The sequence below is a fragment of the Sorangium sp. So ce295 genome (assembly GCF_051527405.1).
In the GTDB taxonomy this organism is placed as follows: Bacteria; Myxococcota_A; Polyangia; order Polyangiales; family Polyangiaceae; genus Sorangium; species Sorangium cellulosum_B.
In genome coordinates this window covers 4,833,898-4,859,531 of record NZ_CP150324.1, presented here as the reverse complement: position 1 = coordinate 4,859,531, position 25,634 = coordinate 4,833,898, and the positions used below count along the sequence as shown (strand labels likewise).

At 73.2% G+C, this 25,634-nt stretch carries 18 protein-coding genes; 13 read left to right on the top strand and 5 right to left on the bottom strand.

The genetic code is table 11. The features are described 5' to 3' along the window. Window positions 1–144: 144 nt before the first annotated feature. Complete coding sequence (locus WMF11_RS18360; RefSeq protein ID WP_437978378.1) at window positions 145–792, top strand: histidine phosphatase family protein; 648 nt, start codon at window positions 145–147, stop codon at window positions 790–792. Here WMF11_RS18360 and WMF11_RS18355 read toward each other — a convergent pair. Further along, window positions 761–1,771: a phosphotransferase family protein gene (locus WMF11_RS18355; RefSeq protein WP_437909671.1), complete on the bottom strand. Its 1,011-nt coding sequence runs from the start codon at window positions 1,769–1,771 to the stop codon at window positions 761–763. The genes WMF11_RS18360 and WMF11_RS18355 overlap by 32 nt on opposite strands. Window positions 1,772–2,048: 277 nt before the next feature. Between WMF11_RS18355 and nhaA the strand changes: the two genes are divergently transcribed. Further along, a complete protein-coding gene (nhaA, locus tag WMF11_RS18350) occupies window positions 2,049–3,458 on the top strand; it encodes a Na+/H+ antiporter NhaA (protein ID WP_437978377.1) in 1,410 nt (469 codons plus the stop codon). Window positions 3,459–3,489: 31 nt separating this feature from the next. Here nhaA and WMF11_RS18345 read toward each other — a convergent pair whose 3' ends face one another. Continuing rightward, entirely contained in the window at window positions 3,490–5,238 is a 1,749-nt protein-coding gene (locus WMF11_RS18345; RefSeq protein WP_437978376.1) for a DUF389 domain-containing protein, read from the bottom strand. A 159-nt stretch (window positions 5,239–5,397) separates the two neighbouring features. Further along, window positions 5,398–7,647: a bifunctional alpha,alpha-trehalose-phosphate synthase (UDP-forming)/trehalose-phosphatase gene (locus WMF11_RS18340; RefSeq protein WP_437978375.1), complete on the bottom strand. Its 2,250-nt coding sequence runs from the start codon at window positions 7,645–7,647 to the stop codon at window positions 5,398–5,400. Between the two features lie 471 nt (window positions 7,648–8,118). On the opposite strand from WMF11_RS18340, the gene WMF11_RS18335 reads away from it, so the two are divergent. The 5 genes from WMF11_RS18335 (at window position 8,119) to WMF11_RS18315 (ending at window position 15,664) form a co-directional block, all read left to right on the top strand. Then, the gene (locus WMF11_RS18335; RefSeq protein ID WP_437978374.1) at window positions 8,119–9,504 is read left to right on the top strand and encodes an NfeD family protein; all 1,386 of its coding nucleotides are present in this window, start codon (window positions 8,119–8,121) and stop codon (window positions 9,502–9,504) included. 7 nt (window positions 9,505–9,511) lie between these two features. Next, window positions 9,512–10,504, top strand: coding sequence for a flotillin-like protein FloA (gene floA, locus WMF11_RS18330; protein ID WP_437910996.1), 993 nt, complete (start codon window positions 9,512–9,514; stop codon window positions 10,502–10,504). Next, window positions 10,501–10,863 carry a hypothetical protein gene (locus WMF11_RS18325; protein ID WP_437978373.1) on the top strand — a complete coding sequence of 121 codons (363 nt, stop codon included), beginning with the start codon at window positions 10,501–10,503 and terminating at the stop codon, window positions 10,861–10,863. Before floA ends, WMF11_RS18325 begins: the two co-directional genes overlap by 4 nt. A 111-nt stretch (window positions 10,864–10,974) precedes the next feature. Next, window positions 10,975–12,810, top strand: coding sequence for a glycoside hydrolase family 15 protein (locus WMF11_RS18320; RefSeq protein ID WP_437978372.1), 1,836 nt, complete (start codon window positions 10,975–10,977; stop codon window positions 12,808–12,810). Window positions 12,811–12,829: 19 nt separating this feature from the next. After that, a complete protein-coding gene (locus WMF11_RS18315; RefSeq protein WP_437978371.1) occupies window positions 12,830–15,664 on the top strand; it encodes a cation-translocating P-type ATPase in 2,835 nt (944 codons plus the stop codon). Window positions 15,665–15,677: 13 nt separating this feature from the next. Here the strand turns inward: WMF11_RS18315 and WMF11_RS18310 are convergent, their stop codons facing one another. Further along, window positions 15,678–16,733, bottom strand: a complete 1,056-nt coding sequence (locus tag WMF11_RS18310) for an AI-2E family transporter (RefSeq protein WP_437978370.1) — start codon at window positions 16,731–16,733, stop codon at window positions 15,678–15,680. A 159-nt stretch (window positions 16,734–16,892) separates the two neighbouring features. Here WMF11_RS18310 and WMF11_RS18305 point away from each other — a divergent pair, with 159 nt between their 5' ends. Beyond that, window positions 16,893–18,449, top strand: a complete 1,557-nt coding sequence (locus WMF11_RS18305) for an ATP-binding protein (RefSeq protein ID WP_437978369.1) — start codon at window positions 16,893–16,895, stop codon at window positions 18,447–18,449. A 218-nt stretch (window positions 18,450–18,667) separates the two neighbouring features. On the opposite strand, the gene WMF11_RS18300 is transcribed toward WMF11_RS18305, so the two are convergent. Continuing rightward, window positions 18,668–19,027 carry a four-helix bundle copper-binding protein gene (locus tag WMF11_RS18300; RefSeq protein WP_437978368.1) on the bottom strand — a complete coding sequence of 120 codons (360 nt, stop codon included), beginning with the start codon at window positions 19,025–19,027 and terminating at the stop codon, window positions 18,668–18,670. A gap of 684 nt (window positions 19,028–19,711) precedes the next feature. On the opposite strand from WMF11_RS18300, the gene WMF11_RS18295 reads away from it, so the two are divergent. The 5 genes from WMF11_RS18295 (at window position 19,712) to WMF11_RS18275 (ending at window position 25,618) form a co-directional block, all read left to right on the top strand. Beyond that, window positions 19,712–20,308: a hypothetical protein gene (locus tag WMF11_RS18295; protein ID WP_437978367.1), complete on the top strand. Its 597-nt coding sequence runs from the start codon at window positions 19,712–19,714 to the stop codon at window positions 20,306–20,308. A gap of 46 nt (window positions 20,309–20,354) precedes the next feature. Next, window positions 20,355–20,525: a hypothetical protein gene (locus WMF11_RS18290; protein WP_437978366.1), complete on the top strand. Its 171-nt coding sequence runs from the start codon at window positions 20,355–20,357 to the stop codon at window positions 20,523–20,525. Window positions 20,526–21,144: 619 nt separating this feature from the next. Beyond that, window positions 21,145–21,339 (top strand): hypothetical protein, encoded by a 195-nt coding sequence (locus WMF11_RS18285; RefSeq protein ID WP_437978365.1) that lies wholly within the window; start codon window positions 21,145–21,147, stop codon window positions 21,337–21,339. A gap of 170 nt (window positions 21,340–21,509) precedes the next feature. Next, entirely contained in the window at window positions 21,510–24,479 is a 2,970-nt protein-coding gene (locus tag WMF11_RS18280; RefSeq protein ID WP_437978364.1) for a UPF0182 family protein, read from the top strand. 125 nt (window positions 24,480–24,604) lie between these two features. Then, window positions 24,605–25,618 (top strand): universal stress protein, encoded by a 1,014-nt coding sequence (locus tag WMF11_RS18275; RefSeq protein WP_437978363.1) that lies wholly within the window; start codon window positions 24,605–24,607, stop codon window positions 25,616–25,618. Window positions 25,619–25,634 lie beyond the last annotated feature (16 nt).

Genomic DNA, 25,634 nt, shown 5'->3' with positions numbered 1-25,634 from the left:
GGCGAAGCGCGCGCCCGCGCGGGCCCGGCTCGCTCGCGCCGCCGGGCGACCACGGCGCTAGGGTGAGCCCGTCGCGCGCGGCGCTCGATCTGGCCGCGGCTCACGCTAGCTTCCGGGCCGAGCCCCCCTGCTCCGGTCCGACCCATGCGCCCCTCTCTCCTGGTCCTCGCGCGCCACGGCCACACCGCCGGTAACGGCGCCGGCCCCGCGACGCCGATGAGCGGGTGGACCGACACGCCGCTCGACGCGCGAGGGCGTGAGGAGGCCGAGGCGCTGCGCCGCCGCCTCGCCGGAGGCCCGGCGTTCGACGCCGTGTATTCCAGCCCGCTGAGCCGCGCGCTCGAGACGGCGCGGATCGCGGCCGGCGCGTGGGGCCCGGTCCGCCCCCACGACGGGCTGCGCGAGATCGGCTGCGGCGACGTGGACGGCCTCCCGATCGAGGAGGTCAAGGCGCGCCACGCCCCGCTCTGGGAGGCGCACCTGCGCCAGGCCGACGACGATTTCCGCTGGCCAGGCGGGGAGAGCTACCGCGAGCTGCGCGCGCGCTGCCTCGCGACGATGGCGGCGATCGCCGCGGCGCACCCGGGGCAGCGCGTGCTCGTGGTCACGCACGCGGGCGTCATCGGCCAGATCCTCGGGGCGCTGCACGGCGTCCCGCCCGCGCGCTGGGAGCCGTTCCGACCGGGCAACGCCAGCCTCACGTCGCTCTCGTGGCAGGGCGAGCGCGGCGTCCTCCTGCGCTTCGACGACCGCGAGCACCTCAGCTCCAGCACGCGTCGGCCCGGCGGATGACGCGCAGCCAGTCCGCCGCGTTCCGTGCCGCGGCCTCGAGCGCGCCGGGCGCGCTCGCGCCGCAGGCCACCGCGAGGTGGTGCCCGAGCGCGCCCGCGAGCGCGTTGGACGCCGCCGCGAACCAGTAGACGTCGCGCAGCGGCCGGGTCAGCGCGGGGGCGAGCCCGCGCGCCGAGAGGTAGCCGGCGAGCAACGTGTCGTGGCGGCGCCGCGCCTCCGGCTCCCAGTACCCGAGGGCCTGGAGCCACGAGCTCACGTCCTCCAGCGGCGAGCCGATCCGCGCGCGCGCCCAGTCGAGCAGCACGGGCTCCACGACGCCGTCGCGCCGGCGGACCATGACGTTGCCCGGGTGCACGTCGCCGTGGATCACCGCGCGGCCGAGCGGCTGGAACGCGAGGAGCTCGCGGCGCATCGCGGGCAGCGCCGAGACGACCCGCCGCAGGGCAGGCAGCGTCCGGGCGAGCGCCGGGACCTCGCCGCGGGGCAGGCGCTCGGCCAGCGAGAGGGTATCGCGCGCCATGGCCAGGTTCTCGGCCTCGTAGTCCCAGGCCGGCAGCGCTGCGCCCTGCGCCGTCTCCTCGTGGAGGCGCGCCAGCCGATCGAGCACACGGGCCGTGTGCCCGCTGTCGGCCCAGGGCCAGGCGTGCGCCGGCTCGATCCGCTCGAGGTAGAGCAGCCAGCGCCCGCGCCCGAGCCGCTCCGCGCCGAGCAGCTCGGGCGAGAAGCGCCGCCCGACGGACATCGAGAGCCGCCGGTACACGGCCGCCTCGCGCGCGGCGGTGCCGTGCACGAGCTTGGCCACGAGCGTGACCCGGCGAGCCCGCGCGCCGCCGCGCAGCCGCGCGGTGACGAGCGCGACCTCCGAGCAGAGCCCGCCGGGGAGCGGGCGAATCTCGATGGCCGAGTCGCAGACCGCATCGCCGTGGCGGGCGACCAGAAAGGCCGTCACCGCGGCGCGCTCCAGGGCATCTCGCGTCATCCGCCACCTCCCGGCCCCGACGATGCGCCGAGGCCAGCTCACGATCCACCCTGCGGCTCGAATCCCCTCCAGACGCCTGGCCGTGCCGGAGCGGCGGCGCCAGACAGCCCCGGAGCGACGCCCCCGGCCCGGCGCGCCCGTTCGCGCTGGATCCGGTCGCCTGAACGAGTATTCTCCCGCTCGGGTGTCGCGGCGGTGGAGCGCTGCGGCAGGTCTTCATGGGATGGTCGGGCCGCCTTCCCCCCTCGCGCGACGTCGCTCGCGCCTCGGTGGTTCATTGCGTCGATCCCCCTCTCAGGAGCTTGCCCCCGGAACCTGGGCCCCCGCGCGCCGCATCGCCGAGCGCGTCCTCGGCCCGATCGAGCGCTTCTTGCACGTCGAGGCCGCCAGCGGGATCGTCCTGCTGATCGCGTCCGCCGTCGCCCTCGCCTGGGCGAACTCGCCGTGGGGCGACGCCTACGAGCACCTCTGGCACGTCCCGATCACGCTCAGCGCGGGCTCGCTGGCGTTCACGCAGCCCCTCCACTTCTGGATCAACGAGGGGTTGATGACGATCTTCTTCTTCGTCGTCGGCCTGGAGATCCGGCGGGAGATGCACGAGGGGGAGCTCTCGGATCTCAAGCGCGCGGCGCTGCCGGTCGCCGCGGCGGTGGGCGGCATGATCGCGCCCGCGCTGCTCTACCTGTCGCTCAACGCCTCGCCGGTCTCGCGGCACGGCTGGGGCGTCCCCATGGCGACCGACATCGCGTTCGCGGTGGGCGTCCTGGCGTTGCTCGGCAAGCGCGTGCCCCCTGCCCTGCGCGTGCTCCTCCTCGCGCTCGCCATCATCGACGACATCGGCGCCATCATCGTCATCGCGCTGTTCTACTCGTCCGGCGTCGCGTGGAGCGGCCTGCTCGTCGCGGCCGGCGGGGGGCTCGCGGTGCTGCTGCTCCAGCGCTTCGGCGTCCGCTCGCCCGCCGCCTACGTGGCCCCCGGCGCCGTCCTCTGGTGGGGCATGCTCCGCGCCGGCGTCCACCCCACGATCGCCGGCGTCGCCGTCGGGCTCCTGACGCCGGTGCGCTCCTGGTTCGGCACCGAGGGGTTCGTCGCCGCGGCGCGCGACGCGGTGGACAGGGTCGCCGCGCTCACCGAGCGCGACGGCCACCGCGCGGACGAGCTGCTCAAGCCCCTCGGGCGGATCCGGCAGGCCCAGCGTGAAGCGCTGCCGCCCGTGGTCCGGCTCCAGGCGGCGCTCCACCCGTGGGTCGCGTACGGCATCATGCCGCTGTTCGCGTTCGCCAACGCCGGCGTCCGCATCGATGCTTCCTCGCTCGGCCACCCGGCCTCGGGGACGATCCTGCTCGGGGTCACGCTCGGCCTGGTCGCCGGCAAGCCGCTCGGCGTCTTCCTCGCGAGCTTCGCGATGGTCCGGCTCGGCGTCTGCGCCTTGCCGCGCGGCGTCGGCTGGCGCGGGATCGCGGTCGTGGGCTGCGTCGCGGGCATCGGCTTCACGATGGCGATCTTCATCGCGGGCCTCGCGTTCGGCGACGCCGCGATGCTCGCCGCGGCGAAGCTGGGCGTCCTGCTCGCCTCGGGCGTGGCGGCCGTGGTGGGGCTCCTCGTCGGCAGGCTCGCGCTGTCCGAGGCCCCGGCGCCCGGCGCGGCGCTGACGCTCGAGGAAGCCGAGACGTCGACGGAGCAGTAGCCGCCGCGAGCGACCGCCCCCGCGGCGGGCCTCAGCGGATGCCGGAGCCCGCGCCGGCGTCCGCCGGAGCGCCGGCGTCCGCAGCGGCGTCGGCCGGCGCCGCTGCGGACGCCGGCGCGCACGGCGAGGTCGAGACCAGCGCCCGCCATCGCGCGCCCTGACGGACGTGCACCCGATCCGAACGGAGGGCCGGCAGCGACCGGAGCGCCACGAGGACCGCGTCGAGCTCACCGCTCGGCTTCTCCCCGGGGTTCGGGGGCACCTCGACGCAACCGTGGAGCGCCCCCACGTCGTCCACCCAGGCGAGCGCGCGCCCGGCGGCCTGGAGCCAGGACCATCCGCCCGGCGGCTCGGCGACGATCGGCTCGGGCGAGATGGCGCGGTCCTGCACCGCGACCTCCGCGCCGAGCTCGCGCGAGAGCGCGCGCCCGAGCAGGTCCGCCGCCGGGGCGCCTAGCTCGGGACCGACGTGCACCACCTCCACGACGGCCGGCTCGTTCTCCGGGAACCGGAGCCGCCACGCGACGAGCGGCCCCGCCGCGTGCGGCCACGCGCCGGCGAGCGACGTCGCGAGCTCCTGGCGGACGAGCGCGAGATCGGGCTCCTTGGGCGCCACGTCGATGGGCGCCGAGCTCGCCCTGACCGACGCCGCCACCTCCTGCAGCGCGCTCGCGTCGAGGACGGCGATCACGTCGACCTTCGGGGTGATGCCCGCGACGGCGGCGATCTGGTCGCGCAGGTCGCGCTCGATCCGGTCCGCCTCGTCCGCTCGGCCGAGCATGACGAGGCGCACGGCGACGCTGCCGTGATCGACCGAGACGTTCGACCGCACCGCGCTCTGCGGCAGCGCGTCCAGCATGCGCACGATCGCCGTGCGGACGCGCACCTGCCACGACACCCGCGCGAGCGCCTCCCGGAGCGGGAAATACACCGCCCCGAGGAGCGCGAGCGGCATGAGCACGCGGAAGATCCACCCGTGGCGGAGCTCGAAGAAGACCTGCAGCGCGCGCGCCACGCGGCGGATCGCGCCCGGCTTCTGCTTCGCGAGCTCCGCGTGCTCGAGCTCCGCGGTGCTGACGGCGCTGTAGCCGAGGAGCAGGAAGGAGAGGATGGCGAACAGGAGGATCGCGCAGAGGTTCGCCGTGAAGAGCAGCGCGGCGCCGCTCGCGACGCTCTTCATCCGCGTGCCGATCCCGTAGCCGATCACGCAGAGCGGGGGCACGAGCGCGATGCCGATCGCCGTGCCCGCGGCCGTGGAGGTCGTGTCCGAGCCGGGCCGCGCGGTGGTGTAGGCGGCCGCGATCGCGCAGAAGATCGCGATGAGCAGATCGAGCGCCGTCGGCGACGTGCGCGCGGCGATCTCCGAGGTCACCTCGTAGAACGGCAGCATCAGCGTGAGGACCGTGGCGCTCGTCACGACCATGACGACGCTGAAGGCGACGCGCGTGAAGGAGCGCAGCGCCAGGAACGGCGAGCCGATCGCGAGGCCCATCCCGAGCTCGACGATGGGCCCCATGAGCGGCGAGATCAGCATCGCGCCGATGACGACCGCCCCGCTGCCGAGGACGAGCCCGAGCGAGGCGATGCCCATGGCGAGGAAGAGCTGGAGCCAGTAGCCCGCCGCCCCCCGGGCGCTCCGCTCCAGCATGCTCCGGACGATGGCCTCGCGGGCCTCGGGCTCGATGCCGAGCGCGGCGGCGATGCGGTCCTGCAGGGGCGCCCCTGCGGGCCGCCCGGACGGCCTTTCTTCGGGCCGTTCACGGCCGGGATCCTGATCCATGGCGCGCGTTATAACGCGCCTCTCCGCCGCGCTCGCCCCGCGAAACGCGGGCCGGTGCTGGACAGCGCCGCGCCGCGAGCGGCGGCGGCTTCGGGCCGGGAAGAAAGGCATGAATCAGGCGTAGAACGAGCGTGGAAAGCGCGTGGACCCCGGCGCGGGTCAGGCGTGGATCCCGGCGTCGAGCCCCGCGGGGCCGGCGTGGCCGGCGGGGCCGGCGTGGCCAGCGTGGCCAGCGTGGATCGAGCGCAGGAGGCGCCGCACCGCGCCTGCGTCGGGCAGCCGGTAGGCGGCGCGGCTGCTCTCGTTGCCGACGTGGATGGTGTACGCGGACGGCGGCAGCGCCGCGAAGATGTCCTCGTCCGTGCGGTCGTCGCCGATGGCGATCACCGCCGCCCTCGCCGGGACCTGGTCCAGGATGAGCGGCACCACCCTGCCCTTGTGGACGCCGCGCGGCCGGACCTCGACCACCTTGGCGCCGGCGAGCAGCTCCAGGGTATCCATGGGGAGGCGCTCCTCGAGGCGCGCGCGCAGCTCGCGCACGTGCTGGCTCGCCAGCTCGGGCTCGGCCGTGCGGTAGTGCCACGCCAGGGTCACCGTCTTCTCCTCGATGAAGCTGCCCGGGGTGCGCCGCGTGAAGCCCTCGAGGATCGCCCGCGCCTCGCCCTTCCAGGCGGCGGCGTCCGTCTCGAGCGCGACCCAGTCGCCGCTCGCCTTGGGCCGCGACCAGAAGCCGTGCTCGGCGTGCAGGTGGAGCGGCAGCGCGCCGAGCCAGCGCTCGAGGTCGGCGCGCCGGCGGCCGCTCACGACGTGCACGCGGTCGCGCTCGGACAGCGCCCCGAGCAGCGCGAGCAGCTCCTCGTCCGGCGCGGCGAGGTCAGGCACCGGCGCGAACGGGACCAGCGTGCCGTCGTAGTCGAGGATCCACACGCGCTGAGGCGCGAGGCGCATGCGCTCGACGACGCCCTCGGGCATCCCTCGGCGCGACGGCGCGGCGACCCCCGCGGGCTCCGGCGCCGCGGCGCGGCCAAGCTCATCGAGGAACGCCTGCGCCCAGGCGTGGACGTCGTGCGTCGCCACGCGGCGGCGCAGCGCCGCCATCCGGCGCTGCTGCTCGGCGGGCGGCATGGCGATCGCCTGCTTCACGGCAGCGGCGACCGAGCCGATGTCGTACGGGTTGACGGAGATCGCCTCCGCGAGCTCGGAGGACGCGCCCGCGAACTCGCTCAGGATCAGGGCGCCGTCGTCGTCGACCCGCGCGGCGACGTACTCCTTCGCGACGAGGTTCATGCCGTCGCGCAGCGGGGTCACGAGCATCACGTCGGCGGCGAGGTAGAGCGCGACCACCTGCTCGAGCGGCAGCGAGCGGTGCATGTAGTGGATCGGCGTCGCGTACGTCGTGCCGTGCTGCCCGTTGATGCGGCCGACCATCTCGTGCACGAGCCGCCGGAAGTCGGCGTACGCGCCGGCCATCTCCCGCGTGGGCACGGCGAGCTGGAGGAAGCGGACCTGATCGCGCAGCTCCGGCTCGCGCTCGAGGAACCGCTCGATCGCGAGCAGGCGGCGCGGGATCCCCTTCGTGTAATCGAGCCGGTCGATCCCGAGCACGATCTTGCGGCCGCGCGCCTCGGCGCGGATGCGCGCCACCTCGTCCCGCACGCCGGGGTGGCCCGCGAGCCGCTCGATCTCGGCGGCGTCGATGCTGATGGGGTGGACCCCCAGCGCGACCGCGCGCCCGTCGTGCTCGATCACCGCCTCGCCCGGATCGACGCCGAGCACGTGCGCCGCCGACGCGGCGAAGTTCCTGCGGTAGGCGGCCGTGTGGAAGCCGATCAGGTCCGCGCCGAGCAGGCCGCGGACGATCTGCTCCCGCCACGGGAGGATGCGAAAGACCTCGGCGGACGGGAACGGGACGTGGAGGAAGAAGCCGATCCGGGCCCCGGGGAGGCGCAGCCGGAGGAGCGCCGGGAGGAGCAGGAGCTGGTAGTCGTGCACCCAGATCACGTCGCCCGGCGTGTACTGCGCGGCGACGACGTCGGCGAAGCGCTCGTTGACGCGCTGGTAGGCCTCCCAGTCGAGCTCGGCGTCGAGGTTCACCTTGTCGAGCAGGTAGTGGAGCAGGGGCCACAGGACGCCGTTCGAGAAGCCGTCGTAGAAGCGGTGCTGCTCCGCGGCGCCGAGGTGCACGGGCACGGCGCGCATCCCGGCGAGCGCCACGTCGGCGTCCCGCCGCTGCTCCGGGGAGAGGCTCGCGACGCTGCCCGGCCAGCCTATCCAGATCGCGCAGTGCCGCTCGTGGGGGCCGCGCATGGCGGCGGCGAGGCCGCCCGAGGAGCGCGTGAGGCTGAGCGCGCCGCGGTCGACGCGCACGCTGATCGGGAGACGGTTGGAGACGATGAGCAGTCGGGCCATGGAACTCCCCTCCTCTGCGGCGGCCCGGCGCCGCCCGCCGGGCGCGAGGCGCGGCACCTCCCTCATCCCGCCGGGCGCGCGCCGGCGCGGCGCCGAGAGCTGTCGGAAACGAACAGGGCGCGACGCCCCCCGGGATCGCCGCGGGCGAGCGGCGGAACGAATCCTTTGAACTCAAAACATATTGCGCGGCGTCGCGCAAGCTGATCCGGCACGCCGGAGGGCGTCGCGCGTCGATCGGCCTCCGACGTCGCGGCGCCCGTCGCGGCCTACCCGGTGCGCGCAGGCGTCATGATCGGCCAGGCGAGAGATTGCCCACCCGATCGCCTCCCCCTCGACGGATGGGCGCGAGCGCTGCGGGGCGCAAGAAGCGGCGCACGGCGGAGATGCCCGAAAGGCTGGGGATCTCGCCGCGCACGCCGACGCCTTTGACCACGGCGATCACCGCTCTAGGTGTCCACCCGGGGGTGACGCGTGTCGCTGACAAAAAGGCGCCTGCGCGCGCGGCTGCCGCGCTGGATTCCGTACGTGCTCGCGCTCGTCTCCGCGCTCGTCGCCTCGATGGCGCGTGCCGGGGCCGCGCCGATCGTCCATGTCGCGCCGATCCAGGGCGAGATCGACGCCGGGCTGTCCGCCTTCGTCCAGCGGGCCATCGCCACGGCCGAGACGGCTGGAGCGAGCGCGCTGATCCTGCCCACGAACACGCTCGGCGGCCGCGTCGACGCGGCCATCGCCATCCGCGACGCGCTGCTCGCGACCCCGCTCCGCACCGTCGTCTTCGTCGATCAACGGGCGATCTCGGCGGGCGCGCTCATCGCGCTCGCGGCAGAGCAGATCGTGATGGCGGAGGGCGCGACCCTGGGCGCCGCGGCGCCGGTGCACGCGGGGCCGGAGGGCGCGGAGCCCGCCGGGGAGAAGGCGACCTCGTACGTCAGGAAGGAGTTCCGCTCGACCGCCGAGCGCCGCGGCCGGCCGCCGGAGCTCGCCGAGGCGATGGTGGACGAGGACGTCGCCGTCGAGGGGGTCGTGGGGCCGGGGAAGCTGCTCACGCTCACGACCGCCGAGGCGCTGGCGCTCGGCGTCGCGGACGCCCAGGCGGACGGCATGGATGCCGTGCTCGCCCGGCTCGGCCTCGAGGGGGCCGAAATCCGCCACCTGTCGCCGAGCTGGGCAGAGCGCGTGCTCAGGTTCCTGACGACGCCTGTCGTGAGCTCGCTCCTCCTGAGCCTCGGGATGATGGGCCTGCTGATCGAGCTGCGCACGCCGGGGTTCGGCGTCCCGGGCCTCGTGGGCGCCGCCAGCCTGGTGCTGTTCTTCTGGGCGCATTGGCTGCTGGCCCTCGTCGGCTGGGAGGAGATCGCGCTCGCCGTGGCCGGCGTGCTGCTCCTCGCCCTGGAGGTGTTCGTGATCCCCGGCTTCGGCGTCGCCGGCGTCCTCGGCACGGTCGCGCTGCTCGCCGGGCTGAGCATGAGCCTGGTCGGCGCGGGCGTGACGCTCGGGCGCGCCCTCGAGGCCGTCGCCCAGGTCACGCTGTCCATCGCGCTGGCGCTGGCCGGCATGCTCATCGCGCTGCGCTTCCTGCCGCGGCTCCCCTTCGGGCGGCGCCTGGTCCTGTCGACGAGCCTCGGCGCGGGCGTCGACGGCGGCCCGCCAGCCCAGGCCGGAGGACCGCTGGTGGGCGAGCGCGGCGTCGCCGCATCGCCGCTCCGGCCGGCCGGGATCGCCCGCATCGGGGGAGCGCGGATCGATGTGGTCTCGGAGGCTGAGTACATCGCGGCCGGAGAGGCGGTCGAGGTGATCCGCGTCGAGGGCAACCGCGTCGTCGTGCGCCGGCCAGCGGCGCAGGGGATGGAGGGATGAGGGGATGATGGGGTTCGATCTGGGCCTGTTCGGGCTCGTCCTGCTGCTGCTCGCGGCGATGTTCATCGGGCTCTACATGATCCCGATACCTCTCTGGATCGCGGCCTGGGCCTCGGGCGCGTATGTCGGGCTGTTCACGCTCGTCGGGATGCGGTTCCGGCGCGTCCCGCCGGGCACGGTGGTCACCGCGCGCATCAGCGCCGTCAAGGCAGGGCTCGACATCTCCGTCAACGACCTCGAGGCGCACTTCCTCGCCGGCGGCAACGTGGTGCGCGTGGTCAACGCCCTCATCTCGGCGGACAAGGCGAACATCCCGATGCCGTTCAAGCGCGCCGCGGCCATCGACCTGGCCGGCCGTGACGTGCTCGAGGCGGTGAAGATGTCCGTGATCCCGAAGGTCATCGAGACCGCCCGCATCGCGGCGGTCGCGAAGGACGGGATCCAGCTCATCGCGATCTCCCGCGTGACTGTCCGGACCAACATCGATCGGCTCGTGGGCGGGGCGGGCGAACAGACCATCATCGCCCGCGTCGGGGAAGGCATGGTGAGCACCATCGGCTCGGCGGCCACGCACAAGGAAGTGCTCGAGAACCCCGATCACATCTCGAAGAACATCCTCTCGCGGGGGCTCGACGCGGGGACGGCGTACGAGATCCTCTCCATCGACATCGCGGACGTCGACGTGGGGGCGAACATCGGCGCCAAGCTGCAGATCGACCAGGCCAACGCGGACAAGCAGATCGCCCAGGCCAAGGCGGAGGAGCGGCGCGCGATGGCGGTCGCGCTGGAGCAGGAGATGCGGGCGCGGGTCGTCGAGGCCGAGGCCGAGGTGCCGCGCGCCATGGCCGACGCGTTCCGCCGGGGGAACCTCGGCATCATGGATTATCATCGGCTGAAGAACGTCCAGGCGGACACCGACATGCGCGGCGCCATCGCCTCGGACATGACCGGCGCCGACGGGACCACGGAGGTGCTCCGCGAGCGGAGAGGGCACCCGTGACGCTGGCAGATCTGCTGCTGCTCGCGCTCTTCCTGCTCTTCGCGCTGATCGCCTGGCTCGGCGCGGCGCTCGGCGGGACGCGAGAGCGGCGGCAGGAAGGCGGGGTGCTCCCGCGCGCGCCGTATGGTGGGATGCTGCCTGCGCCGTACGACGAGACAGCGACCGGCCGGCCCGCGCGCGCCGAGCCGCCCCCAGCGGCGCAGAACGGGGCGCCGTCGCCGACAGGCGTCTCCGACGCGGGCGCCGGTGCGCGCGCGTCGCGGCGCGCGAAGCTGCGAAGCGCGCTGCGCCGTCGGGACAGCTTGCGACAGGCCTTTGCGCTGGCGGAGATCCTGGGTCGACACCGCTCGGGACCGTGATCATCCTGCTCGAGCTCGGGACATCCAGACCCGCTCTCCGCATCGGGGCGCTCGACCCCTCGCGCCCGGGCCGTTTGACATCATGACGCGGGCTCCCCAGGGAGCCTCTCGATGAAGCTCTCAGCACTCCGCTCCGAGCGCGGGTACCTGCCGCTCGAGGACCACGGCCTGCTCGGGGACGGCACCACCGCCGCGCTCGTCGGGCGCGACGGGGCCGTGGTCTGGCTGTGCGCGCCGCGCTTCGACTCGCCGCCCGTCTTCTGCAGGATCCTCGACGCAGCGCGCGGCGGCGCCTTCACGGTGTCCCCGGACGTCCTCGTCGCGTCCGGCCAGCGCTACATCGAGGACACGGGGATCCTGGTGACCGAGATGCAGGGCCCGACAGGCCTGCTCCGGGTCACCGACGCGCTCACGTTGCGCTCCGGCGCCGATCTCGCCGAGGACGTGGCCGCGGGGCGCGCCGAGCTGCTGCGCTCGGCGGAGGTCGTGGAGGGGAGCGTGGACGTGCGGATCGACATCGCGCCGTACGGCGGCGCGGAGGTGAGCCAGGAGCGAGACGGCCTGCGCCTCCGATGCAGGGCCCGACCCGAGCTGGAGCTCTACCTCAACGCATCGCTCGAGCTGACCGGGCCGACCACGACCGTGAGGCTCCGCGCCGGCGAGCGGCTGCACGTGGCGCTCCGCCTCCGGAGCGCGCACCGGCACCGCGCCGTCCCACCGGCGCGGGCGCTCGACGCGACGGCTGACGCGTGGCGCCGCTGGGCCTCGAGCATCCGGTACGATGGGCCCGCACGGGCGCTCGTGCGCCGCGCGGCGATCACGCTCAAGCTGCTCGACCATTTCGAGTCCGGCGCCATGCTCGCTGCGCCGACCTCGTCGCTGCCGGAGGTCATCGGCGGCGCGCGGAACTGGGATTACCGATTCGCCTGGATTCGCGACGCCGCGTTCGCCGTGCACGCGCTCCGCCGGATCGGCCTCGCCGACGAGGCGTGGGGCTTCCTCGGCTGGGTGCTCGACGCCGCCGACAGGGACGGCCGCCCTCGGGTGCTTTACGACCTCGACGGCTATCCGCCACCGCCCGAGCAGATCTGCGGGCAGCTCGAGGGATATCGCGGCTCCCGGCCGGTGCGCTGGGGCAACGCGGCCATGGACCAGAAGCAGCACGACGTCTTCGGTGAGATCATCGATTGCGCCTACCAGTGGTCCTCGCGCGGCGGAGAGATCCGTCCTGCCCTGTGGTCCCGGCTCGCGCCGCTCCTCGACGGCGCGGCCCGCGAGTGGAGGCAGCCCGATCACGGCATCTGGGAGGTCCGCAGCGCGGGGCGTCCGTTCACGTACTCCGCGGCGTTGTGTCAGGTCGCGCTGGATCGGGGGTGGCGGCTCGCAGGGCGGCACGGGCTGCCTGGGGACATCCACGGCCTCCGGCGAAAGGCGGAGGAGATCCGCCGGGCCATCCTCGAGGAGGCATGGGATCCGCGCGTCCGGGCGATCACCTCGGCGCTCGGCGGAGGGCCGCTCGACGCGAGCGCGCTGGCGCTCCCGCTGCGCCGGGTGATCCCCGCCGACCACCCGCGGATGATCGCCACGACGGAGGCGATCGCGACCGGCCTCGGGGCGGGCGATGGGCTCCTGTATCGTTACCTGCCCGACGAGTACGACGACGGCGTCGCGGCGTCCGGCGAGGGCGCCTTCCTCCTCTGCAGCTTCTGGCTCGTCGACAACCTGACGGCGCAGGGGCGGGTCGACGAGGCGCTCTCGCTCTACGAGGCGCTCTGCGCCCGCGCGAGCCCGCTCGGCCTGCTGCCGGAGCAGATCGAGCCGGCGACCGGCGCCTTCGTCGGGAACTTTCCCCAGGCGTTCAGCCATGTCGGGCTCATCGCCAGCGGCGTGAGCCTCGCGCGCGCGCTCGGCCAGCGCGGACGAGAACGAGAACAGCAGATCGGCTGACACGAACGGGAGCGCGCGAGTGTACGGATTGCAGCAGGGGGGTGGCGGCGGCTGGCGGCGTTCGCGACGTGGGAGGGGCGGGCGAGGCGCCGCGGCCGGAGCGGATCGAGCCCAGCCGCCCGCAGGAGCGGCGGCGCTGCCGGGCGGGCCCGGGCGATCGGCCCACGCGGCGCCCCTCGAGGCGCTGCTGGCGGAGCTTGCCGTCGACCCTGGCGCGGGCCTCACGGACGAGCAGGCCCGGGAGCGCCTCGCGCGCTTCGGGTCGAACGCCCTGCCGGAGGCGAGGAAGGCGTCGCTCCTCGCGCTCTTCCTGCGCCAGTTCCGGAGCCCCCTCATCTATCTCCTCCTCGGCGCCGCTGCGCTCGCCTTCTCGCTGGGGGAGCGCAGCGACGCCGCCGTGATCCTCGCGGTCGTCGCGCTCAACGGCGCGATCGGGGCCGTCCAGGAGGGGCGCGCCGAGCGATCGCTCGCGTCGCTGCGGCAGCTCTCGGCGCTCACGGCGCACGTCGCGCGCGGCGGGCGCGAGGTGTTCCTCGAGGCGCGCCAGCTCGTCCCCGGCGACGTCGTGGTGTTCTCGGCGGGCGACGCGATCGTGGCCGACGCCCGGCTGCTCGAGGCCGCCGCGCTCGAGGTGGCCGAGGCCGCGCTCACCGGCGAGTCCGTCCCCGTGCCCAAGGCCCCGGGCGCGCTCGCCCCCGACACGCCGCTCGCCGACCGCGCCAACATGGTCTGGTCGGGCACCCACGTGACCGCGGGGCGCGGGCGGGCGCTGGTCGTCGCGACGGGGGTGAGCACCGAGGTGGGCAAGATCGCGGCGCTCACCGCGACAGGCGAGGAGCCGGAGACGACGCTCGAGCGGCGCATCGCGCAGCTCGGGCGCTACGTGATCGCGGCGGGCGTCGTGATGTGCGGCGTCGTGGTCGCCCTGGGCGCGCTGCGGGGGCTGCCGCTCGTCGAGGTCTCGATGATCGCCGTGAGCCAGCTCGTCTCGCTCATCCCGGAGGGCTTGCCCGTGGCCGTCACGGTCGCGCTCGCGCTCGGCGTGCGGCGGATGGCCGCGCGCCGCGCGATCGTGCGGCGCCTCTCCGCGGTGGAGTCGCTCGGCTCGCTGAACGTCATCTGCAGCGACAAGACGGGGACGCTCACCAGGAACGAGATGACGGTGACGGTGCTCTACCTCCCGGGCGGCCGGCGCGTCGAGGTGGAGGGCACGGGGTACGAGCCCTCCGGGCGCCTCACCGAGGACGGCCGCGCGATCGACGCGGGGGCGGACGCGGACGCGCGCGAGCTGCTCCTCGCCGGCCTGCTCTGCAACGACGCCGAGCTCGTCCCGCCCGACGACGACGAGCCCCGGTGGCGCGCCCTCGGCGACCCGACCGAGGCGTCGCTGCTGGCGGTCGCAGCGAAGGGAGGGCTCGACGTCCGCGCGGAGCGGGGCCGGTCCCCGAGGCAGGGCGAGATCCCCTTCGACGCCGCCACGCGCTTGATGGCGACGCAGCACGACCGGGGCGGCGCGCCGCGCGTGCTCATCAAGGGCGCGCCGGAGTCGGTGCTCGAGCTGTGCGCCAGCGTCCGACGGGGCGGGCGCGCCGAGCCCCTCGGCGACGGCGAGGCGCGCGAGGCGCGCCGCGCGTGGGAGGACATGGCCGATCGCGCGCTCCGCGTCCTCGCGATCGCGCTGGTGGACGAGGCCACGATCGCGCCGCAGCGCGGGTACGCGGCGTTCGCGGGCCGGGCCCAGCTCCTCGGCCTCGTGGGGCAGCTCGATCCGCCCCGCCCGGAGGCGCGCGGCGCCGTGCTCACGGCCCAGGAGGCGGGGATCCGCCCGGTCATGGTCACCGGCGATCACAAGGCGACGGGCCTCGCGGTGGCGCGCGCCCTGGCGATCGCGCGCGAGGGCGACGTGGCCGTCGACGGGCGGGAGCTCGACGCGCTCGGGGACGACGAGCTCGCCGGGAAGCTCGCGCGCATCTCGGTGTTCGCCCGCGTGCATCCCGAGCAGAAGCTCCGGATCGTCGAGGCATTCCAGGCCCGCGGGGACGTCGTGGCCATGACCGGTGACGGTGTGAACGACGCCCCGGCGCTCGCCCGCGCCGACGTGGGCGTCGCCATGGGGATCACGGGGACCGAGGTGGCGAAGGGCGCGTCGAAGATCGTCCTCACCGACGACAACTTCGCGACGCTCGTCGACGCGGTCGCCGAGGGGCGGCACGTCCACCGGAACCTGAAGCGGCTCATCCTGTACCTGGGATCGAGCTCCCTCGCCGAGGTCGTCGCCCTGGTCACCGCGCTCGTGATCGGCCTCCCGGTCCCGCTCGTCGCCGTGCAGATCCTCTGGGTCAACCTGGTGACGAGCGGGCTCGTGACCGTGCCGCTCATCATGGGCCCGCCCGAGGGGGACGAGATGCGGCTCGCGCCCGTGCCCAGGGGCGAGCCGCTGCTCTCGTCCCAGGTCCTCCGGCGGATGGTGTTCATCGTCCCGGCCATCGCGGCCTCGACGCTCGGCTACTTCGCCTACCGCCTGTCGCTGGGCGTCCCGCTCGTCCAGGCGCGCACGGAGGCGTTCACGGTGCTCGTCGTCGCCCAGTGGTTCAACGTGCTCAACTGCCGCTCCGACCGGGCCTCGGGGCTGAGCCTCGACCTGGCGAAGAGCCGCTGGCTCATCGCGGGGCTCCTCCTCGGCAACGCGCTCCACGCCGCCGTGATCTTCGCCCCCCCGCTCAACGACGTGTTCCATACCGTGCCGCTGCCGATCCAGGAGGTCGCCGCCATCGGCGCCGTCGGGAGCCTGGTGCTCTGGGTCGAGGAGCTCCGCAAGGCCCTCGCGCGCCGGCGCGAGCGGCGCGCGCCGTGACGGCGGGCGCGGATCACTCGGCCCGCTCGCACCACGCCTCCCGATAGAAGATGTCGAGCGCCGTCCTCGCCAGGCCCGCGACCGGCACCGCGAGCAGCATGCCGGGGATCCCGGCGATGGCGGCGCCGGTCGCCACGACGACGACGATCGCGATCGGCGGGAGGCGCACCGAGCGCCCCTCGAGCAGCGGCCCGATCAGGAGGCTCTCGACCTGCTGGGCCACGATCATCACCGCCCCGACCCCGAGGACGAGCCCGACGCCCTGGAACGCGGCGACGATGACGGCGGGGATCGCCGCGAGGAGCGGTCCGACGACGGGGATGAAGTTGAGAAGCCCGCCGACGACCGCGAGCAGGAGCGCGTGGTTCAGCCCGAGCAGGGCGAAGGCGATCCAGTAGCTGACGCCGATGAAGATCGACGCGACGACGCGGGCGCGCACGTAGGCCGCGAGGACGCGGCTCGACGCGCGGCCGAAGCGCACCCAGCGCTCGCGGTGGGCCGGCGGGATCCAGCGCGGGAGGCCGCGGGCGACCTCGTGGCCGCTGAGCAGCAGGTACAGGCCGGCGATCAGGCCGAACAGCACCGACGACGCGGAGCCCGAGGCGGCCATCGCGACGCCGAACAGCCGGTGGACGAGCTCCATCGCCACGCCGCCCGACCGCCGCAGCAGGGTGTCTATCGCCGCCTGGACGCGCTCGTCGGAGCCCTCGCCGAGCACGCCGCTCTCCTCCACGAGCCACCGCTCAAGCCGCATCAGGCGGTCAGGCAGCTGGCTGACGAGCGAGGAGAACTCGCCGTACACGCGCGGAACGAGGTACCAGGCGGCGGTCGCCACTCCCCCGCCGAGCAGCCCGGCGAGCAGCAGGGTGCTCGCGATCCGCGGGACGCGCCGGCGCTCGAGGAGCGACACGAGCGGCGCGAGCAGGTAGTAGACGGCGCCGCCGACGAGCAGCGACAGCACAGCGGGCCAGAGATGATGGACGGCCAGGCACAGGGCGACCACGCCGCCGGCGACCGCGAGCACGCTGGTGCGCGCCGACGGCGCGCTTCCGACCCGGGAGCTCCGCATCTTCGTACCGCCACAGCGGGCTTGCGAGCGGCGTTCCTGCGACGTCGGGGCACGTGACGAGCGGCGCCTGCGCCGTGGCCTGGAAGGGCGCGCGGTCGCCGGGCCGGCCGGCGTTCGAAGCCGCCGACGCGATACGGGGCCGCTGTCATAATGCCTCCCATGCCCGCGAATCATCAGCGCCCGCCCGACGATGGACAGCCGAGGTCGGGCGCGGAGGCGGGCGGGGCGAGCCTCCGATCCATCGTTCGGAGCATGATCGCGCTCATGGCCGTGCTCCTGTTGCTCTCAGCAGCGGGAATGGGCCTGCTCACCACGTTCGTGCACCGGACGGCGCTCCTCATTGACGACAGCGTGGAGAGCGTACGACTGGCGATGGATCTGCAGCAGCAGATGACGCAGTACAACCGCCTCAGCAACCTCGCGCTGGCGTCGGCGGAGCGCGCGCCCGCGTCCGCCAAGGACGCCCGCCCTGCGCTGGGGGCGATCGTCGCCGGCGCGGAGCGGCGCCTCGTCGAGGTCCGCAAATACGTCGGCGGCCGGGAGGAGGAGCTGCTGCTGCACGAGGTGGAGCAGCGCATGCACGACTACTTCGCCTCCCAGGGAGCCCTCCTCGAGCGCGGCGTGACGCCGGGCGAAGCCATCCGGACCTCCGGGCCCCTGCTCGACGCCGCGATGACGAGCCTCGAGGACTTCGTCGACCAGAATCGCCGGCAGGCCCAGGCCGCGATGCGCCAGGCCGTCGCCTGGGACACGACGGCGAACGTGCTGAGTATCGGGGTCTCCCTGTTCGCCGCGATCGCGATCGTGGCGTCGCTCGTCGCCCTGGAGCGCTTCATCCATTCCCCGCTGTCGGAGCTCGAGCGGGCCATCGAGCGCTTCGCGCGCGGGGACAAGACCGCGCGCGCCCGGGCCACGGGGCCCGCGGAGCTGCGCTCGATCGCGGGCGTGTTCAACCGCATGGCGGACAGGCTGATCTGCCAGGAGGAGAATCAGCTCACCTTCATCGCCGGCGTCGCCCACGACCTCCGCAACCCGCTGACGGCGCTCCAGATGAAGGTCGGCAGGTTCGACCCGACCGGCCCGGCGCCGACCGCGGAGCATGCCCGGCGGGCGAACGATCTCGTCGCACGGCAGGTCGCGCGGATGGATCGGCTCGTCGGCGACCTCCTGGACGCCACCCGGATCCACGCCGGCCGGATCGAGCTGAAGCTGGAGGCCTGCGATCTGCGCGAGCTCGCGCGCGAGGCGGCGGAGCTCTTCCAACCTCTGTCATCGGCTCATGAGATCATCGTCTCGAGCGCCGCGGGACCGGTGGTCGCCCGCTGTGATCCGTCGCGCATCGCGCAGGTGCTCAACAACCTCATCAGCAATGCCATCAAGTATTCTCCTCAGCGAGGAGAGATCACCGTCTCCGTGGGAGAGGACGGCGATCGTGCCTTCGTCACGGTCGCCGATCAGGGCATCGGCATCGAGCCGGAGGACGTCGAGCGGATCTTCGAGCCGTTCCGCCGCGTCGGCGCGTGCCGCGAGCTGGTGCACGGCGTGGGGCTCGGGCTGTGGCTGGCGCGGCGGATCGCCGAGGCGCACGGCGGGTCACTCGGCGTGAGCAGCGCGCCCGGCCAGGGATCCGTCTTCCGCCTCGAGCTGCCCCTCGCGGAGGGCGAAACGGGCCCGATGTCGCCGAGCGCTCGGGCGGCGTCGGCGCCGCGGAGCTGAGCGCGTCGGTGAGAGAGCCGCAGCGACGACGACGACGATACGTTCGACGTCTCGGTTGCCCCTGGACGTTCCTGGCCTGACCATCTCTCCAAGAGCGTGGCGCTCCTCGCGGGCGCTCACCTGCCGCGACCCGGCGCGGGTTCAGCGGAGCGCCAGGCCGCTCGTCATCGAGCGAGCCACGCTCCGCCGCTCCTCTCAGGGAGCGCTGGACCGGACGCCTACGCTGCGCGCGCGACAGGGGAGGCGTCGCGGCAGGCTTCTGCGCAGGCGCGGCATACCTCGGCGCACATGTTCGTCCGCTCGTCGTCGAAGCGATCGCACTCGGACGCGCAGCGGTCGCATACCTCGGCGCAGACCTCGCACGTGCGGCCGACGAGCGGCGACCCTCTGAGCATGAAATGCGCGCTCATCTGGCAGATCTCCGCGCAGTCGAGCATGATCTCGACGTGGCCCGGCTCGGCGTGCGCGCCGCCCTGACGGAGACAGTGGATCACCATCGTCTTGCAGAGCTCATGGCAGTCGAGGCACGCGTTGATGCAGGCCTTGGTGTCCTGGCTCATCTTCGAGACGTCGATCATGATCTACCTCCTGTGGTCGGTGGTTCCGGAGCCGTGCTCTATCGAATGGTCGCGTCAATCCCGCTCTGGAGAGCCCGGACACCCCGCACCTCATCGGTGATGTCCTCGATGTGGTGCTCGCCGTCGCCTGCCTGCGCGTGAGGGCGCAGCGCTCGCGTTGGCTCAGCCCCTCGTCGGTCAGGCGCTCCGAGATGCTCTCCGCGCGCACGCGTGCGCCCTGTGCGCCGTGCATGGCGCGTGCCGAAAGACGCTCAGGATTCACGTGAGAGGCACCTGGCGCGGATCGCACATCGGACCCTTCGCTCTTTGACACAGGTCGTTGTACGACGAGCAGAGACGCCGCTCTGCGCGACAGGAGACACTCACGGGCATGACCGAGCTCGTCGCACTGGCAGCTGAGGACATCGAGGATGCCGCTCGGGTGAGGTGCAGCTCGTCGCGCAGAGCGCCCCCGCGCGCGTGGACGCACTCCGCCTGACGTGCTGTCGAGCGCTCCGGCGCGCTTGGCCCTGAGCGCCGGGCTCCGTCGCTCGCACGCGGCGATCGGGGCACGAATTTGCATGCAAACGTCGCGTGCCCCGACCAGCCAAGGGCGCTGCAGCCTCTCACGTGCGGGTGGCTGCGCTCGTTCACGCACCGGCCCGACCGTGCGTGAAGCAACTCTGAATCAGGGGAGCAGGACGTATGATGTTCACCAGGACCGCATCGTTGGTCTCGGCGATGGCCGCCGCGGCGCTCGTGGTCGCTTGTGACCGCAACCCGGGAGAGGACCTCGTTCAGGCCCGCAAAGAGGCGCAGGAGGAGATCGCGCGCATCCAGCGCGAGGCGGATCAGAAGATCGCCGAAGCTCGGCGCGAGGCCCAGAAAGAGATCGCCGAGGCCAGGAGAGAGGCGAGGCAGGAGCGGGCCGACGTGCGCGAGGACGTGGCCGAGGAGCGCCGGGAGCTCCAGGAGGCGCTCAAGGACGCGCGGCACGACACGAAAGAGGACTACATCGAGTACGCGCGCAAGCGGGCTCGGCTCCTGGAGCTGCGGGCGGCGGAGCTCAAGGCGCAGGCGCCCACCGTGCCTGCCGTCGACCGGGGCCCCGTCGACCAGGCGCTGCAAGAGATCGAGGCGAAGCACCGCGAGGTGATCGGGGCTCTGAACGAGCTCGGCAAGGACACGAAGCAGCCCTGGAGCTCGGCGAGGGCGGAGATCGACAGGAAGCTGAGCGAGCTCGAGCAGCGCGTCGACGCGGCCGGCGGCGCCGCGAAGGCGGCGACGAAGCCCGCCCGGTGAGCGTTTCGCAGCAACGACGCCCGCCGCGCGCCAGGTGGTGGCCACGATGACGGTCGCAGCGCTGTATCTCCGTGGTCGTGGCCAGCATCACTCGGCCGTGGTCCGAGGTCGCTCGATCATGAAGGACTGCGGCAATCCGTTCGACACCCCGGCACGAGGCGGCGATGAGCATCTCGAGCCCTGGTGGCGGCGAGCCCTGCTGCAGATCAGCCGCTGAGCGCGCCGCGCCAGGGGCGTGCGCCTCGCGGGAGGCCGGCGCAGGACATTGACCAGCCCGCGCGCTGGCTTCATGGATACCACCGTGGAAAGCTGGTAGTGCTCAATTTCGCCCGGAGAGAGTTCACATGAAGGCGAGAAGGCGGGAAGATCATTGAGATTCTCTTCCCGCCTTACCGCCTTCATGTTCAATTTTGAGCACTACCGGAAGGCTGCTGCCTCCGGCGTGATGCCGCGCTGCGGGGCGAGCTCGAACGAAGACCGACGAGGAACTGGGAGGGGTCGATATGCCTGGAGACAACCCGTCTGCCACGAGCACGCCGGACGACGTGCGGGAGCGGGCCGCGGAGGGCAGCGCAGCGACAGCGCAGCCCAGGCCGGATCGGGAAGATGGCGCAGCGGCCGAAACGGAAGCGGAGGCGGAAGCCGAGGTGGCGGGGAATGCTGCCTCGGCCTCGAACTCGGCTGCATCCAGAAATTCGGCTGTGGCCACGTCTGCCGCGGCGGCCACCGATGCAGACGCCGACGCGGACGCCGACGCCGCTGCGGGAGATGCAGCCAGCCGCGCTTCCGCTTTCCACAAGAGCTCATCGGGCCACAACCGCGGTGACGCCAGGAACGTGAACATCGTCATCCTCCCGGACTCCGGCGCGACCGTCGCCTGCCTCCTCCTGGCGTTATCGAAGACGGGTGGTCTGAGCCTCGGCGCTCCCGCGCCCGTGACGCAGCTCCTCGAGTCGCTGCTCGCGCAGCAGCGGGAGATGCATCAGCAGCTCGTCCACGCGCTTCAGGCGCTCGCGCTCAAGGGCGGCTGAGGCGTGCCGGACGAGGGCGCTCGAAGCGCGGACCATCCCGGCGCGCTGCCGGCTCGCCTGTCCGTGCATCGCTGACACGCACCCGCAGCTCTGGATCGGGCGCGGTCCTTGCGCCTTGAGGGCGCACGCCGTCGCGCCCCGCGCGGGGCCCTGCTCGAGGGAGGCATCGAATGTATGTTCTCGTCATCGTGGTGCTGCTCGGCGCCGGAGCAGCCCTGATCACGCGGGGGATGTGGATGCACAGGCGCCTGCCCGTCACGGCGGGAGCGCTGCTCGTGGTAGCCACGCTCGCGTTCTTCGGGTTCCTGAGCTTCTGGGGCGAGTACCTCTGGTTCGCCGAGCTCGGTTACACCGCGCGCTTCTGGAAGGTGACGCTGGCCCGGTTGATCTCGGCGCTCGTCGCCGCAGCGCTCGGCGGGCTCGTCGTCTTCCTGCTGACCCGCCCCGCGCGGTCGCGCGGCGCGCGGCGCACCCCGACGCTGCTCGGCGCGGCGCTCGGCGCCATCTGGGGCTTCTTCGGCTGGGCGGTGATCCTGCGCTTCCTCGAGCGCGCGCCCACGGAGCTGCGCGACCCCATCCTCGGCCGCAGCACCTCGTTCTACCTGTTCTCGTTGCCGTTTTACGATGCGGTTTACTTCCTGCTGTGGGCCCTCGCGCTCTTCGCGCTCGCCGGGGCGGCGGTCGACGCGGGCCTCGTACCTGTGAGGCGGAGGGGTCGTTATCCCGCCCCGGATCACGCCGCGGTGCCTCCTGCGGAGCACGCCGCGGAGCCTCCTGCGGAGCACGCCGCGGCGCAGGCCGTCGCGGGCTCCGCCGTGGCGCCGGCCGTCGCGGGCTCCGCCGCGGACGCCGCGCCGGCCGGCGCCGCACGGTACCGCGCGCTCTTCTTCTCTCTCGGCGCGCTCGCGCTCGTCGTGGCCTGGGGGCGCTGGCTGGCGGCCTATCGCCTCATGTACTCGGAGTGGGGCGTGGTCGTGGGCCCGGGCTGGACCGACGTCCACGTGCGCCTGCCCGCGACCCGGATCGTCGCCGTCATCGCGGCGCTCGTGGGGCTCGCGCTCTTCCTCCCGCCCGTGCAGCGCGCCCTCTATCGCCTCGCCGCCGGCGAGCGCGGGCCGGGCCGGCGCACCGCGGCGGGGCTCGCCGCGTTGCCGGCGCTCCTCGTCGCAGCGCCGTGGGCGCTCGGCATGTTCGTGCTCCCGCTGCTCTTCCAGTGGCTCAAGGTGGTGCCCAACGAGCTCGCGCTCGAGCGCCCCTACCTCGCCCACAACATCGCGTTCACCCGCGCGGGGTTCCGCCTCCACGACGTCGAAGCCACCGAGTTCCCCGTCTCCGACCGGCTCACCCGCGAGACCCTGGCGAACAACCAGGACCTCCTGTCCGAGGTGCGCCTCTGGGACGCGCGCGCGCTCGACGCCGTGTTCCATCAGTTCCAGGCGATCCGACTCTATTACGACATGCCCGGCATCGACATCGATCGCTACACGGTGGGCGACCGCTACCGGCAGGTCATGCTCGCCCCGCGCGAGCTCAGCGTAGAGAACCTGCCGAGCGAGCACCAGACCTTCGTCAACCGTCGCTTCAAGTACACGCACGGTCACGGCGTCGCGATGGCCTCGGCGCACGACTTCACGCACGACGGGCAGCCGAACCTGCTCGTGAAGGACATCCCGCCCGTCTCCGTCTCCCCCGAGCTCGCGGTCGAGCGCCCCGAGATCTATTACGGAGAGACAACCCACGGCTACGTGGTGGCCAACTCCAGGGAGCCGGAGTTCGACCATCCGAGCGGCTCGGAGAACGTCTACACGCGCTACGCGGGCACCGGCGGGATCGCGCTCGACGGCTTCTTCCGAAAGCTCCTCTTCGGGTGGAAGCTCGGCGGCACGAGCTTCCTCGTGTCCGGCATCCCCACGGACGACAGCCGGGTGATGTTCCGCCGCGAGGTCCGCGAGCGCGTGGGGGCGATCGCCCCCTTCCTGGCGCTCGATCGCGATCCGTACATCGTCGTCGCCGGCGGGCGGCTCCACTGGATCGTCGATGCGTACACCACGTCGAGCTATTACCCTTACAGCGAGAGCTTCTTCTCCGCTGAAGACACCGGGATGAGCGGGGAGCGCGCGCTGGGCGACGCGGGCGGGCGGGCGGGGTTCACGCATCACCTCCGCCACGCGAACTACGTGCGCAACTCGGTCAAGGCGGTGGTCGACGCCTACGACGGCTCGGTGCGGCTTTACGTCTTCGAGCCGGAGGATCCGATCATCCAGGTCTACAGCCGCATCTTCCCCGGCCTGCTCCTGCCGCGCGAGGAGATGCCGGCGGAGCTCCGCGCGCACGTGCGTTATCCGGAGGATTTCCTCCTCGCGCAAGGGCTCGTCTACGCGAAGTACCACATGAGAGATCCCGAGGTGTTCTACAACCAGGAGGATCTCTGGACGCGCGCGACCGAGAAGTATTACGAGGAGGTCCAGCCGGTTGAGCCCTATTATGTGATGTGGAAGCCGCCGGGCGACGGGCGACCCGAGTTCACCCTGATCCTGCCGTTCACGCCGAAGAACCGGCAGGTGCTCATCGGCTGGATCGCCGGCATGTCCGACGGCGACAACTACGGGCGCATGCTCGCGTACAAGTTCCCCAAGGAGACGCGTGTCCTCGGCACCCAGCAGATGGATACCAAGATCGACCAGGATCCGGTGCTGTCGGCGCAGCTCTCGCTCTGGAGCCAGCGGGGTCAGAAGGTGATCCGCGGCAACGCGCTGGTCATCCCCGTCGAGGACACGCTCCTCTATGTCGAGCCCATCTTCCTCCAGGCGGACACGGCGGCGTATCCGGAGCTCCGCGTGGTGGTGGTGATGCACGGCGACCGGATGAGCTACGCGAGCTCGCTCGACGCGGCGCTGCGCGGGCTCGTCGACGGCGGAGCGCCCCCGGCGGCGGCCGCGGCGGGCCTGCCCGGCGTGCCCGAGGCGCCGGGTGAGCCCGGCGTGACCGACGGGCTGGAGCAGCGGGCCAACGACGCCTTCGCGAGCTACCTGCGCCTGCTCGGCGAGCGTCGCTTCCACGAGGCCGCCACGGAGCTCGAGGCGCTGAGCCGGACGCTCGAGGAGCTCCAGGGCCCGTCCGCCCTGCTCGACGAGCGGTAGCGGGACGCCGCGCGCGACCGGTCGGGGCGGGCGAGGCGGCTGCGCGGTCGCTCGACCAGCAACCGAGCGCGCAGTCGTCGCACGCCGCACAGGCAGGCACACCTTTCGCTGCTCCACCGTAGTCCATGCCAATCGTCTGCGACACCGACTTCTCTCCAGCCGCACAGCAAGCTGGGCGGGCCGCTGCGTCCCTCGCCCAGCGGCTCGGCGAGGAGCTGCATCTCGTCCACGTCGTCGACGAGCTCGGCTCTGAATTCCTGATGGGCCACGAAGAGGACGCGCTGCTCGATCCGGAGCGCGAGATGCTCGATCGGCAGACTGCAGCGCTGCGGCAGCTTGGAGCGCGGGTCGAAGCGCGGCTCGTCGCCGGGCTCCGGCACGTCTGGCTCGCCGAGATCGCGAGCGCCTGCCGAGCCCGCCTGATGGTGATCTCGCGCCGCCCCGGGAAACGGCTCGAGAGGCTGTTCGGGGACAGCGTCGAGAGAATACTCCGGAGCTCGCCCGTCCCGGTGCTGGTCACCGAGGGCTCCGATCGCCTGGTCGATTGGCTGCAAGGCGAGCGGGGCTTGCGCGTCCTGGTGGCGCTCGATCCCTCTGACTCTTCTCGAGCCGCTCTGGGCTGGCTCACCGAGCTCGACGGCGCGGGGCCGCTCGAAGCGCTCGTCGCGACCTTTCACCGGGAGCTCGGCCCCGTGAGCTTCTGGACGCGGGTCGTGTCGGCCGCGGCGACCCGGGGCGTCGTGCATCCCTACCGCGACAGGCCCCTGGCCTGGGCTCGCAGCACGGTTGAACCGGGCTCGCTCGACGGGCCGACCTCACAGATCGAGATTGTCACCCGACATCCAGCCGCCGAGCTGCTCCGCCTGGCCTGGCGAGAGCAGGTCGATCTCCTGATCCTCGCTCGCGATCCGTCGCAAGGTCGCCCGTGGCGCGCGCCCGTCTGGCGCGCCATCCTCCAGCCGAGCCTGCCGTGCAGCGCCGTGTGCGTGCCCGCGACCTATGCGCCGGCAGAAGCCTCGAGCTCGCGCAGCGAGCCCGCGGCGCAACGCATGCGGCGCCGACGCCCGCGGGCGCGATGGTCTGCGCGGAGCGCGCGCGGAGATCGGAGAGCCCATGGCGGCATGCAGGGCAGAGCGTAGCCACGTGCCAGGGGGG